The organism is Aestuariirhabdus sp. LZHN29, assembly GCF_049985285.1.
In the GTDB taxonomy this organism is placed as follows: Bacteria; Pseudomonadota; Gammaproteobacteria; order Pseudomonadales; family Aestuariirhabdaceae; genus Aestuariirhabdus.
In genome coordinates, this window is record NZ_JBNIEU010000003.1 from 234,247 (window position 1) to 246,565 (window position 12,319).

The following is a 12,319-nucleotide window of genomic DNA, read 5'->3' on the forward strand; positions in this document are numbered from 1 at the left end:
GACCGATCTATGGGGCTGGAAACATGATCCCTATCAAGAACCGTTCTCAATACTCCAGTAGTTTGCCGCCCTTGCGGAAGGCCAGGGAGTGGGTGCCGGCGATCTTGGCGACTGTGTGCCCGGGGCGGGTCATTTTGTCCCGTCGGCGCGCAAAGAGAATGCCCGGGGTCTTGGCGTAAACCGGTACTCGTTGGCTATGGTGGGTATCGGCGTAGGGGTTAACGATCCAGGCTACGCGCTCACCCTCCTCGATAAGATCCCCGACCGCCTTGCAGTACTCCACCAGACCCGCCTGGGGCGCTTTAACGGCGTCCAGTCCGTCCAGTGGGGTGCCCGCGGTCAGCGGCTCGGGTTGTCCGGGGTCGCCCGCGAGCACGCCCTGCTGCTGCAGGAAGCGGTAAATACCGTCGGCATCGCGCGAGGCCAGCTCGGCATCGACATCGGTGCGTCCGCGCAGCTCCACCGTGCAGGCGAAGCATCCGTCGGCGATGGGGTGCTCGGGAAACTGCTCCTGCAGTTGCCACCAGGGGGCGGCATTGGCGTCGTCGAAGGGGGCACCTTCGGTAGACTCTTCCAGTAGCAGCACCGGTGAGGCGATAAAGGCGGCGAGTTTTGCAGCGGTTTGCTGGTGTCGCCGGTTCGCGTAGAGGTGAAGGGTCGCTTCGCTATCGCAGTGCAGGTCGAGCACGATATCTGCCTCCAGCGATAGTTCCAACAGACGTTGTTTGAGCAGCTCAGCTTCCAGCTGCGGGCTGAGGTCGTCGAGGCACTCCCGCAGGGTGGCACGCACCAGGCGCCCATTCTCTGCGGCATCGCTGCCCAGTTTATCCTCCAGCAGAGGGATCGCCATCGGTGCCAGACGGGGGAAGTTACGATTGAAATTGCCGCTGTAATCGAAATCGAAACGGCCAATGGTGTAGCCGTTCAGGTGCTGCCCTAACCCGATAGGGTTGGCCACGGGCACCATAACAATGGTGCCCAACAGTTCGCCGCGCGCCAGTGCGTCGTCGATCAGGGGCTCGAGGTAATGCAGGCAGTGGATGCCTCCCCACTCGTCTGCGTGTAACGCCGCCTGCAAGTAGGTGATGGGTCCTGCGCCACCCTGCCAGCGAATCACCTTGAGTGACCGCTCGCTTCCCAGCGAGGGGGAGAGCAGGGGAATCTGGCTAATCGACTTACTCATGGCAGGGCTCCGGTCAGGGTTGTTCAACGAGCCACTATAATACAGGTAGGGGTTATTGGTAGTGTATAAGCGCCCCGATGCCGCCTATACAAAGGTTTGTTGAACAAATACAGAACTTGCAACGGAACCCATTGTTATTATGAGTCATTCCGAACTTTCCAGCGCCGATCAGTTGCTTCAGCGCCTTAGTGCCATCGATGGTGCGGGTTATAAATCCTACAAGCGCATTGAAGGCCGTTACACCATGAGCGGGTTCGAGTTGAGTGTTGATCATGTTCAGGGGGATCCCTTTGCTGATCCCAGTCGTTGCAGCCTGCACATTGACGAGGAGGCCCTACCTCTTCCCGCAGCGTTGCAACAAACGACCGCTCAGCGGATCGCGGTGGAAGATTTTCTCGGACGGCGCCTGTCAGCCGCGATGCAGAATCATCAAGGGCGCGTGCGCGGGTCGGGCAATAGCGGGGTGATTCGCATGGCGCGCTATGGCCAGCAGGTGCTGCGCCGCAACGCCGTGCTACTCCAGCGTGGCCAGTGCGCTGGCGTAGGTGGCATTGAGATTCGCATCCAGGTGGGTTTACCCGCTAACGGCCGCCGGGTGGCGGCGCGGCAGGCCCAACGCCTGTTGTGTGAAGAGTTGCCGCAGTTGGTGGCGGCGGTACTATTGCCCCTCGACCGCTACTTGCCAGCGTTGCTCCAACACGTGCAGTCGGTGGTGGACCAGCAGCACCTTCGTGCTCAGTTGGCCCCCCGGGGTTTGGTCGCATTCGTGGCCGATGGTGCGATTTTGCCTCGGGCCAGCGGTATTGACGATCGGCCGCTGGCGGGCGCTGTGCCCTGGTATGCTCCCGATAGCCTGGCCGTTGAGCTGGAGCTGGCCGACGCTGGTGTGGTGCGTGGGTTGGGGCTGGCCGAAGGTGTCAGCTTGATCGTGGGGGGCGGGTTTCACGGCAAGTCGACGCTACTGCACGCGCTGGAGCGGGGTGTCTACGATCATCTCCCTGGTGATGGCCGCGAGCGGGTAGTGACCGTCAGCGGCGCGATGAAAGTTCGTGCCGAGGATGGTCGCTCCATCCGCCAGGTGGATATCAGCCCCTTTATCGGCGAGCTACCCGGGGGCCGATCAACCGATGCGTTCGATACCGATAATGCCAGTGGCAGTACCTCCCAGGCCGCCAACATTATTGAGGCGTTGGCCAGCGACAGTCGCTGCCTGCTGCTCGACGAAGACACCTGCGCCACCAATTTCATGATCCGGGATCAGCGTATGCAGGCGCTGGTGAGCGATGCTTGCGAACCCATTACGCCACTGGTTCAGCGAGTAGCGGATCTGTCCCGGGAGGGGGTTTCCGTGGTGTTGGTGATGGGCGGTAGTGGTGACTTTTTCGCCGCCGCCGACCGCGTGCTGATGATGGATCATTATCTGCCACGGGATCTGAGTGTGCGGGCTCGGGAGCTGGCTGATCCCTCCACGACCCTCTGTCGTGGCACGCGGCCCCCGATTCTGGCGGCGGCATCACGGAAACGGCGCCTGCGGGCGGAAGCCATCGCCAACCGCGATAAGGTCAGGGCGTTCGATACCCGTTTGCTACGCCTGGGTTCCGAGGAGATAGACCTGAGCCGGGTAGAACAACTGGTGGATGAGGGGCAGCTGCTGGCGATCGGTTATCTGCTGCAAGCCTTTGCCCGTGGCGAAGGGGTCGGGACCGCGCCTGTGGAACGTGAGCTGGTGGGGGAGTTACGTCAATTACTGGCGCGCACTGCCGAGCAGGGGCTCGACCCCTTGCCTCCCTACATTCAGGGTGTACTGGCGATGCCGCGCTTGCAGGAGCTGATCGCTGCACTCAATCGCCTGCGCACCCTGGGGAGTGCAGGCGATTGAGTGATCCACGGCTCCGTAAATGACAAGGAGCGCGCGTCACTACTTTTGTTGCTGGGCCATCGCCGCCACAGCCGCCAACAGATCCATTTCGACCAACTCGGCCTCGATCAGGCGTGGGCCCCTCTCGGCCATCGCCTCGCCAAACTGTTCGCGGAATTCGGCCACGGTGCGGGCGCTGCTCGCCTTGACCCCCATGCTCCGGGCCAGGCTGACCCAGTCGATGATGGGGTTTTCCAGGTCGAGCAGGCTCCTGGCCTGTTCCGCCTGGCCGCTGGCCCCGGTGCGCATCAGCTCGAGGTTGAGGATGGCGTAGCTGTTGTTCTTGTAGATCACCACGGTGATGTCGAGACTCTCCCGCGCCATGGACCACAGCGACTGCGGGGTGTACATGGCGCCGCCGTCGCCATGGAGGCAGAGCACCTTGCGCTCGGGCGCGGCTAGTGCGGCTCCCACCGCAACGGGCAGTCCCTGGCCGATAGAGCCGCCGGTGACGGTTAGCACCTCGTGGGGTGCGGCACCCTGGGTCATGGGGTAGAAGCCAAAACTGCCGGTGACCGCTTCCTCGGAGACGATACAGTTTTCCGGCATCAGCTCGGCAATGACGGACCCCACCCCCATCGGACACAGTTCCGCGCGGGGTGGAGGGGGCGTAAAGCGTTCGGGCAGGTCGGGGGCCTCGACGGCGCCCAGCAGGTCGGCCAGCTTCTCTAGTGCGTCGTCGATATCCTCATCGACACTGGCCAGTTGCGGTAGTTCGGTGGTTTCTTCGCTCAGGCGGCTGGGCAGGTTGGGGTAGCCAAAGAAGGCCACCGGTGCCTTGGCGCCTACCAATACCAGATTATCCAGCCCCTTGAGTGCCCCCATTGCCATCTCGGCCAGGTAGGGGACGGTATCGGGGCTAAACAGCCCGGCACCTCGCTGCCAGCGGGCGGGAAAGGTTTCACCCAGAATCCGGATCCCCAGCTTTTTGGCAATACGCCCGGCGGCGTTCAAGCCCCGTTTGCGTAGCGCGATCCCCCCCAGTAGCAGGGCGTTATTGCCCCCGCCGCGCAGTCGCTCGGCGATCTCCTCGATGCGACTATTGTCCACAATGGCGCGGGTCGGCGTGGGCAGCGGCTTGGCCTGCTGGCTCACCGGGGTCCAGGCGCAATCGGCGGGGACAACCAGCGAGGTGACCTTGCCGGCCCCCTCCATCGAGGCTTGCACGGCGGCCATCGCACTGCTGGAAAGATCGTCGGCAGATTCGGCAACACGCACCCAGTCATTGACGGTCGAGGCCTGGCCGACGATGTCCGAGGCCAAAGGCGCATCGAATTGGGCGTGAGAGCTGGTGTGGTCACCGATCAGGTTCACCATCGGCGTATGGGCGCGGCGGGCGTTGTGCAGATTGGCCATGGCGTTGGAGAGGCCAGGGCCCAAGTGCAACATGGTTGCAGCAGGCTTGCCGGCGATACGGCCATAGCCATCGGCGGCACCACTGGCGACCCCCTCGAACAACACCAATACCGGGCGCATACCCTCGACCTTGTCCATGGCGGCCACCATCTGCATCTCCGAGGTGCCGGGGTTGGCGAAGCAGACCTCGACACCCGCCTCAATCAGGGAAGCGAGCATCGCCTCCGCACCGTTTTGCTGACTCATGCTGAACTCCTTTTTGTTGCAGTTATTGCGCTTTTTATTCTTGTTGGGCTCGCTTGGGTTGCGCCGGTTTAGGCGTTATCCTCGAGAATCATATCAGCGGCTTTGGCGCCGATCATAATAGTGGGAGCGTTGGTGTTGCCGCCGATCAGGGTCGGCATGATGGAGGCATCCACCACGCGCAGCCCCTCGATGCCATGGACTCGCAGGCGCTGATCCACCACCGCCATCTCATCGCTGCCCATCTTGCAGGTGCCGACGGGATGGTAGACATGGTTGGCTTTTTCACGCAGGAATTCGGCAATCTCCTCGTCGCTTTGCTGGTCGGCGCGGGGAAAGATCTCTTCGGCATTCCACTGTTTTATCGCCGGCTGACTGAGTAACTCGCGGCTGATGCGCACCGCCTTGATCATGGTCGCCAGGTCCTCGGGGTCACTGAGCATATTCAGGTCGATCTTTGGGTCGGCCTGGGGGTCGTTACTGGCCAGGGTCACGCTGCCACGACTCTTGGGACGCAGCAGGCAGTTGTGCAGCGACAGACCGCGTACCAGCAGGTATTTCAGGTTGCGGCCGTGGTCGTCCATGGCCATGGGGATAAACTGCAGCTGCAGGTCCGGCACGCTCTTGTCGGGCTCGGATTTTATGAAACCACCGGTCTCCACGAAGATGGTGCTGAAGAATCCGCGGCGCTGGGTGATGTAACGCCACAGCTCCTTGGTTGCGTACCACCAGCTGGAGGGGTGCAGGCCGAAGGGGCCGGCGGTACGGCTCTTCACCACCGACACCACATCAATGTGCTCCTGCAGGTTCTGGCCCACGCCGGGCAGTTTTTGAATCGGCTCGATGCCGTGCCTGGCGAGCTCTTCGGCAGGACCGATGCCGGAGAGCAGCAGTAGCTGGGGTGAATTGAAGGCACCGCCACTGAGGATTAACTCCTTGTCGGCGTAAAGACAGTGGATTTGGTCCTTGATCTGTACTTCGATACCGGTTGCACGTTTATCCTTAAATAAAATGCGTTGGGCTCGGGCGGCTGTGTGAACGGTCAGGTTGGGGCGATCCATCACCGGGTGCAGGAACCCCCGCGCCGCGCTGCAGCGTTCGCCATTAATCTGGGTGGCCTGATAGGCCCCGATGCCCTCCTGCTCGGCGCCGTTGAAATCGTCGTTGTAGGGGTAACCCGCCTGCTTACCCGCCTCGATAAAGGCCTTGCCGATGGGGTGTTCGGAGCGGCTGTTGGCGACATTGAGTCCGCCGCCGACGCCGTGGTATTGGCTCGCACCGCGCTCCTGGTTCTGGGTGGCGCGGAAGTAGGGCAGCACCTCCTCGTAACTCCAGCCCTCGTTGCCCAGCGAGGCCCAGTGGTCGTAGTCCCACTTATTGCCGCGGATGTAGACCATGGCGTTGACCGAGCTGCTGCCACCGAGCATCTTGCCCCGGGGGCAGAAGATCTCGCGATTGTGCTGGGTCGGTTGAGCCGTCGTGTTGTAGAGCCAGTTGCGGGTTTTGCTTTGCATCAGCGCGATCACCCCCATCGGGGTCTGAACGACGAAGGATTTATCAGTAGGGCCGGCCTCTAGTAGGCAGACTCGGTTGGCCGGGTCGGCAGAGAGTCGGTTGGCAAGCACGGAGCCCGCCGATCCGGCACCGACGATAATGTAGTCGAAGTGGTTGTTGGTCATCAAGGGGCTCCGCGTAACGGCTCAATGGCCGCATTATTGTTATTAGGATACCTGTTATTAGAGTATCTACTCTAGCAGCCCGATCTCTGCTATGTTTGACTTTTCACGAAGCGGATTTGACCTATCACGAATATGGCGGAGGAGAGGGTATGTATCTGGTACGCAGTGGTGCCCTGCAGGGGTTCGAAGCGCTGGTGGCCCGATTCGGAGCCAATCCCGCGGCGTTGCTGGCAGAGCAGGGGCTAAGCAGTGCACTGTTGCGCCAGCCCGACGCCTACCTCGCCTATCCACGGGTTGCCGAGCTCATGGAGCGCGCCGCAGAAAGTTGTGACTACCCCTGGTTTGGTTTTGAGTTGTCACGCCTGCAGCGTCACTCTGTGCTGGGAGAGTTGGTACTGCGTGCCGCCCAGGAACCCACCCGGGCAGCGGCCATCGAGGTGATGCTGCGCCACGTGCACCTGCACGCCAGCGGCATCAGCACCCTTCAACGCAGCTCACCCGGCAGCAGCGCTCGCCAACAGGTAGCGATTGCGTTTGAGTTCAAAAGTCCACGGGGCACCTTGCAGTTGATGCAGCTGAGCCTGGGAGTGCTCCATCGTAGCCTGATGGACCTGTGTGGGGGCCAAAATGACGACTACGAGGTTTGGGTCACCCAGCCCGTTGGGATGGATGGGCGCCATGGTGAACAGCCCTTCGGCCACCCGCCAGTTCTGTTTTCCAAAGAGGTGAATGCGGTGGAGTTTCCAGCGGCCTGGATGGAGGCCGCGCCCCTGCGCGACGAGGAGCATCTGAGCCAGCACCTGCAGCGCCAACTGGATTACCTGGAGTCGGTTTATCCCAACGACCTGTTGTTACAACTGCGCTACTCCATCAGCAATCTGCTACCCAGTGGTGAGTGTTCACTGGATCGCTGCGCCGCCGCACTCGGGCTGCATCCGCGTCTATTGCAAAAGCGTTTGCAGCGGCAGGGCCTGAGTTTTGGTCAGGTGTTGCGTGAATCACGCGAGCAGATCGCCCTGCAACACTTGCAAAACTCATCGATCAGCCTCACCGACCTTGCCCTCAACCTTGGGTTCGCAGAGCTGTCGGTGTTCAGTCGCAGTTTCAAACGCTGGCAGGGGGTATCTCCCCAGGGTTGGCGTAAGCGCTGGAGGGAGGGACGGGGGTAGGGTTGCTTGGGGTGGGTTCACTGCGCAATGGGTCAATGAGCAGGGCGCCTCGAGGGGCCCCCCTCTGAACCGACAAGGCGCTGTTCTCGGTATCGATTAAGGCCCGAAGGGGCGAGACAGGGATGTCGAGCCGTTCCGTGCGGGCAGGAGGCCCGCTGGGAACGCCCGATACCGAAAGCTGCGGCGCAGTGCAGCCGAAGGCCGGTGAAGTGGGGGCGCGCTTTCTTTGCTTCCGTTTCTTTGCCGCGTGCAAAGCAATGAAGTCGCCCGACGGGGCGAGTCCCGTCAACCTTCTTTGCGACGCAAAGCCCAACGCGGCGTAGCCGCTCCCTCCAAGCAAGCACAGAGCTGTCGGGCTAAAGCCCGACCCACCGGTCAGTACCTGACCATTGGATGCCCGCCTACGGGTGTATGACGACAGGGGGCGGCGCAGCGCAACGATGCTCTGCGTGGGGACCCATAGCGTCCCAGCGTTGATGCCTCTATTTTTTCGCCCTATTGGCGCGAAAACGATGGAATTCAAGCGGGTTAAGTGGCACTTTAGCGACGTCCAGCCCAAGTCCGTTGTCGATGACGGCGTATTTCCTCCGGTACTGTGCAAACGCTTAGGATCAGACGACCCCAGTGTTGCAGGGCACCCCTACTTTTGCGCGCAAACACACCCCTCAAAAGGCGATCCCCATGTCAGATAAATATACGGCTAACGCGAGCTCGGAGCTGATGCCGTTCCTCATTGCCAAACTACAGGGGTGGTCGCGTAGCACCATCAAACAGCGCCTGAAAACGGGCTGCGTGACCGTGAACGACCAGCAGGTGACCCGCCATGATCATGGGCTGGTAGAGGGTGACCGGGTGAATGTCGCGGCGTCCTCCCAGGGCATTAGTGCGACACGACCCAAACTCGATATTCTCTATGAGGACAGGGACCTGATCGCCATCAACAAGCCCGCCGGATTGTTGTCGGTGGCGTCCCCCAAGGACAAGGCGCAGCACGCGTTGGGAATATTGCGTGATCAGCTATCGCGCCGCTCCAAACCGGTAAAACTGTGGCCGGTACACCGTATCGATCGTGACACCTCGGGTGTGTTGCTGTTTGCTACCTCCCGCGAGATGCGCGAGGCAGTAATGAAGGGTTGGGAGTCTGCGGAGAAAACCTACCTGGCGATCGTCGAAGGGTGCCCAAAACCTGCGGGAGGCACCATCAACCAACCCCTGCGCCTGGATCCGGTGATCTATCAGATGCACGTCGGAGAGCATCCGGAAGCGAAACGCGCCATTACCCATTTCACGACCGAACGCAGCGAGGGTAAGCGAAGCCTGTTACGGGTAGAGCTGGAAACCGGCCGCCAGCATCAAATACGCGCCCACCTCGCATGGCTCGGGTACCCGGTCGTGGGTGACCAACGCTACGGAACGGAAGGCGGGCGCATGGGACTGCACGCGTTGCGGCTGAGTATCACAAAACCGGGTGCATCCAAACCATTGGTGTTTGAAACCCAGCCACCAGAGGATTTCCTGGCGCTATTGAAGTAGGTGTTTTGGCGGTGTCCTCCTCTTAGCCGGCATCCGGGGGGCGAAACCCGCCAATCCATTTGCAAGGCAAAGCCCCACACCGGCGCAGCGGCTTCCGAACCTGAAGCTATTGGGTACCCGCCTGCGCGGGTACGACAGACAGATATTTTAGAGAGTGGTTTCTATCTAACAGCCTACGCGGGTGCGACAGGAGGGTTTGCGTTGCGTTAATTCGCAGTTCGCTGCAAAGCCAACCCGCAGCGCTGTGCTTGCCTGTGCCAGCAATTTTCCGGTGTTGGGCTGAATCCCGACCCACAGCGTGCCCCCTAAGCCGTCCCGCGGGGCGAGCCCGGCTGAAAAAAAATCGATCCCCCAAAAACCAACAAACCCCGACCCAAAGGTCGGGGTTTGTTGGTTTTTGGGGCGGGTTCTGAACCCCTGAGCGCTGCGATTACAGGTCGTAACCACGCTCATCGTGCAGCACCAGGTCGAGACCTTCGGTCTCTTCGTCGAGGCTGACACGCAGGGGAACGAATGCATTGACCAGCTTCATGATCAGCAGGGTAACGACGGCGGTGTATGTGGCGGTCGCCAGTACGCCGACGGCCTGTACACCCAGCTGGCTGATGATGGTCATGCCCTCGTTCAGTCCTTGGCCGCTGAATACACCCAGCTCGCTAGAGGCGAAGATACCCGCCATTAGCGTGCCTAAAATGCCACCGACGCCGTGCACCGGGAAGACATCGAGGGAGTCGTCGATCTTCCACTTTTGCTTGATCGCCTGGGTCATGTAGTAGCAGACGATACCCGCGCTAATGCCGATAATCAGCGCGCCACCGGGGCCGACATAGCCCGAGGCGGGGGTGATGGTGCCGAGGCCCGCCACCATGCCGGTCACGATACCCAGCACTGAGGGTTTACCGTGCTTGATCCACTCCATCGCCATCCAGGTGAGGGAGCCTGCTGCTGCGGAGATATGGGTTACCAGCATCGCCATGGCGGCGTCACCGTTGGCGGCCAGGGCGCTGCCGGCGTTGAAGCCGAACCAGCCCACCCATAGCATACCGGCACCGGTCACCACCATGGTCATGTTGTGGGGTGGCATAGCGGTGGTGCCAAACCCTTTGCGGTTACCGGCCACCAGGGCAAAGACCAGTGCACCGATACCCGCCGTGACGTGCACTACGGTACCGCCGGCGAAGTCGAGCAGGCCCATTTCAGCCAGCCAGCCGCCACCCCATACCCAGTGGGTAATGGGTACGTAGACCAGTAGCAACCAGGCTCCGCTGAACAGCAACATAGCGGAGAAGCGTATGCGTTCGGCGAAGGCGCCGACGATCAGGGCCGGGGTGATGATGGCAAAGGTCATCTGGAACATGGCGAACAGGGACTCGGGAATATCGCCGGAGAGGGTATTTTCTGCGATGTTGGCGAAGAACACCTGATCCAGTCCGCCGATAAAACCGTTGGCACCGCCTCCATCAGTAAATGCCAGACTGTAGCCGATGATCATCCACAGCAGTGATGCCATACAGGCGATGGCAAAGCACTGCATCAGCACGGACAGCACGTTGCGGGTGCGCACCAGCCCACCGTAGAAAAGCGATAGACCGGGCAGGGTCATAAACAGAACGAGGGCGGTTGCGGTGAGGATCCAGGCGGTGTTGCCACTACTCAGCTCGTCAGCCATCGCGGGTAAAGGGAGCGCACAGAGCGCGACAAGGGTGGCGAGCAGGCCACCGGTTCGTGTGATCGACATCTTTTTCTCCTAAGGCACTTTTGAGGCGCTTCCATGGCTCTTTAGGTTATAGGGGGCGAACCATCAGTGTTCGACCCATGCCGGAACGGGCAGTATGAGTATGGTTATGTCGTCATCGCGCGGTGCGACGCGTCCGGTTCCGGTGATCTGTGGCGTAGCCCTGAGACTATGTTATTACAGAGCCTCCGGGCCGGATTCGCCGGTACGGATGCGGATTACCTGCTCCAGCGCGCTGACAAAGATCTTGCCGTCGCCGATCTTTCCGGTACAGGCAGAGGACTGGATCGCCTCAATCGCTTGCTCCAGTACATCTTCGTCGACAGCGATCTGTAGCTTGACCTTGGGCAGGAAGTCGACAACGTACTCGGCTCCCCGGTACAGCTCGGTGTGGCCCTTTTGACGGCCAAACCCCTTGACCTCCTCGATGGTCATGCCCTTAATGCCGATATCGGACAGGGCGGCGCGAACATCGTCAAGCTTGAACGGCTTGATCACGGCGGTAATCATTTTCATCTGCTGGTTCCCCCAATGGTCTTCAGTGTCTTTTTCAGCGAAATTGCACTCAAATGGTGCTAAATGCACTGATGTGGTGCGGTTTTGGTGCGTTTTCGGTGCATTCTGCGCACGCTGCGCGAACACCGGCTATTCTGGCGCTAGCGACTAAAAAACTCAACCAGCAGTGCTGGGCAAGGCGGGGCAGGCGGGGGATAATGCCCCTTTTTTGAGCCTTGTGATTCCCATGTATCAACTGTTGCACCAACACCCGGATTTTCTGTTGATCGACAAGCGTGCCGGTATCAGCGTGCACCGTGATGACGGTCCCGAGGGGTTGGTGGCACGTATCGCTCGTGAGCAGGGAGAGCAGAAGCTTTATCTGGTGCACCGTCTCGATCGCATCACATCAGGCTTGCTGCTGCTGGCACGCAACCACGAGGCGGCTGCCGGGCTGGCCGCGCTGTTTCGTGAACACCGCATTGAAAAATTCTACCTCGCCCTGTCGGCGCGCAAGCCGACCCGCAAGCAGGGGTTGGTTAGTGGCGATATGAGCCGTGCCCGCCGAGGCAGCTGGAAACTGGATAAAACCCGCGCTAACCCGGCTATCACCCAGTTTTTCAGCGCTTCGGTTGGAGAGAAGCGTCGCCTGTTCTTATTGAAACCCGCTACCGGCAAGACCCACCAGATCCGGGTGGCGATGAAAAGCCTCGGGGCCCCGGTGTTAGGCGACGGGCGCTACGCCGATCGAGCCGAGGCCGACGGTAGTGATCGGGGTTACCTTCATGCCTATGCACTGCGATTTGAATGGCAGGGGGAGTCATTGAGCTTTGTACTACCGCCTGCGTTGGGGGCAGAGTTTCAGCAGCCCGGGTGCCGTGAGCAGATCGCGCAGTGGTCGGCTCCCTGGGAGCTATCATGGCCCAGGATTTCCCCCCGGGCAGAGAAGGCTACAAAAAGCGCCGGCCACCAAAATCGGGGTGAGTAGCAGTTTTTTTACGATATAGA

The 12,319-nt window shown here is 60.8% G+C and carries 9 protein-coding genes; 4 read left to right on the top strand and 5 right to left on the bottom strand.

The genetic code is table 11. The annotated features are described in order from the left end of the window. Positions 1 to 46: 46 nt before the first annotated feature. Positions 47 to 1,183: a succinylglutamate desuccinylase/aspartoacylase family protein gene (locus ACP3PW_RS13475; protein WP_426417247.1), complete on the bottom strand. Its 1,137-nt coding sequence runs from the start codon at positions 1,181 to 1,183 to the stop codon at positions 47 to 49. A gap of 139 nt (positions 1,184 to 1,322) precedes the next feature. On the opposite strand from ACP3PW_RS13475, the gene ACP3PW_RS13480 reads away from it, so the two are divergent. Further along, positions 1,323 to 3,062 (top strand): ABC-ATPase domain-containing protein, encoded by a 1,740-nt coding sequence (locus tag ACP3PW_RS13480; RefSeq protein WP_426417248.1) that lies wholly within the window; start codon positions 1,323 to 1,325, stop codon positions 3,060 to 3,062. Positions 3,063 to 3,101: 39 nt separating this feature from the next. Here the strand turns inward: ACP3PW_RS13480 and ACP3PW_RS13485 are convergent, their stop codons facing one another. Both ACP3PW_RS13485 and ACP3PW_RS13490 read right to left on the bottom strand, forming a co-directional pair. After that, on the bottom strand, positions 3,102 to 4,703 hold the full coding sequence (locus ACP3PW_RS13485; protein WP_426417249.1) for an acetolactate synthase large subunit: 1,602 nt from the start codon (positions 4,701 to 4,703) through the stop codon (positions 3,102 to 3,104). Positions 4,704 to 4,771: 68 nt separating this feature from the next. Further along, on the bottom strand, positions 4,772 to 6,379 hold the full coding sequence (locus tag ACP3PW_RS13490) for a GMC family oxidoreductase (RefSeq protein WP_426417250.1): 1,608 nt from the start codon (positions 6,377 to 6,379) through the stop codon (positions 4,772 to 4,774). 149 nt (positions 6,380 to 6,528) lie between these two features. On the opposite strand from ACP3PW_RS13490, the gene ACP3PW_RS13495 reads away from it, so the two are divergent. Continuing rightward, positions 6,529 to 7,548 (top strand): AraC family transcriptional regulator ligand-binding domain-containing protein, encoded by a 1,020-nt coding sequence (locus ACP3PW_RS13495; RefSeq protein WP_426417251.1) that lies wholly within the window; start codon positions 6,529 to 6,531, stop codon positions 7,546 to 7,548. Between the two features lie 681 nt (positions 7,549 to 8,229). Next, a complete protein-coding gene (locus tag ACP3PW_RS13500; RefSeq protein ID WP_426417252.1) occupies positions 8,230 to 9,081 on the top strand; it encodes an RluA family pseudouridine synthase in 852 nt (283 codons plus the stop codon). A gap of 430 nt (positions 9,082 to 9,511) precedes the next feature. Here ACP3PW_RS13500 and ACP3PW_RS13505 read toward each other — a convergent pair whose 3' ends face one another. Both ACP3PW_RS13505 and ACP3PW_RS13510 read right to left on the bottom strand, forming a co-directional pair. Further along, positions 9,512 to 10,819: an ammonium transporter gene (locus ACP3PW_RS13505; RefSeq protein WP_426417253.1), complete on the bottom strand. Its 1,308-nt coding sequence runs from the start codon at positions 10,817 to 10,819 to the stop codon at positions 9,512 to 9,514. A gap of 174 nt (positions 10,820 to 10,993) precedes the next feature. Then, positions 10,994 to 11,332, bottom strand: coding sequence for a P-II family nitrogen regulator (locus ACP3PW_RS13510; RefSeq protein WP_426417254.1), 339 nt, complete (start codon positions 11,330 to 11,332; stop codon positions 10,994 to 10,996). Positions 11,333 to 11,558: 226 nt separating this feature from the next. On the opposite strand from ACP3PW_RS13510, the gene ACP3PW_RS13515 reads away from it, so the two are divergent. Continuing rightward, a complete protein-coding gene (locus tag ACP3PW_RS13515) occupies positions 11,559 to 12,299 on the top strand; it encodes a TIGR01621 family pseudouridine synthase (protein WP_426417255.1) in 741 nt (246 codons plus the stop codon). The last annotated feature ends 20 nt before the right edge of the window (positions 12,300 to 12,319 follow it).

Coding starts and splice junctions, on each gene's coding strand:
- ACP3PW_RS13475 (WP_426417247.1), bottom strand. CDS start 1,183: ATGAGTAAGTCGATTAGCCAGATTCCCCTGCTCTCCCCCTCGCTGGGA.
- ACP3PW_RS13480 (WP_426417248.1), top strand. CDS start 1,323: ATGAGTCATTCCGAACTTTCCAGCGCCGATCAGTTGCTTCAGCGCCTT.
- ACP3PW_RS13485 (WP_426417249.1), bottom strand. CDS start 4,703: ATGAGTCAGCAAAACGGTGCGGAGGCGATGCTCGCTTCCCTGATTGAG.
- ACP3PW_RS13490 (WP_426417250.1), bottom strand. CDS start 6,379: ATGACCAACAACCACTTCGACTACATTATCGTCGGTGCCGGATCGGCG.
- ACP3PW_RS13495 (WP_426417251.1), top strand. CDS start 6,529: ATGTATCTGGTACGCAGTGGTGCCCTGCAGGGGTTCGAAGCGCTGGTG.
- ACP3PW_RS13500 (WP_426417252.1), top strand. CDS start 8,230: ATGTCAGATAAATATACGGCTAACGCGAGCTCGGAGCTGATGCCGTTC.
- ACP3PW_RS13505 (WP_426417253.1), bottom strand. CDS start 10,819: ATGTCGATCACACGAACCGGTGGCCTGCTCGCCACCCTTGTCGCGCTC.
- ACP3PW_RS13510 (WP_426417254.1), bottom strand. CDS start 11,332: ATGAAAATGATTACCGCCGTGATCAAGCCGTTCAAGCTTGACGATGTT.
- ACP3PW_RS13515 (WP_426417255.1), top strand. CDS start 11,559: ATGTATCAACTGTTGCACCAACACCCGGATTTTCTGTTGATCGACAAG.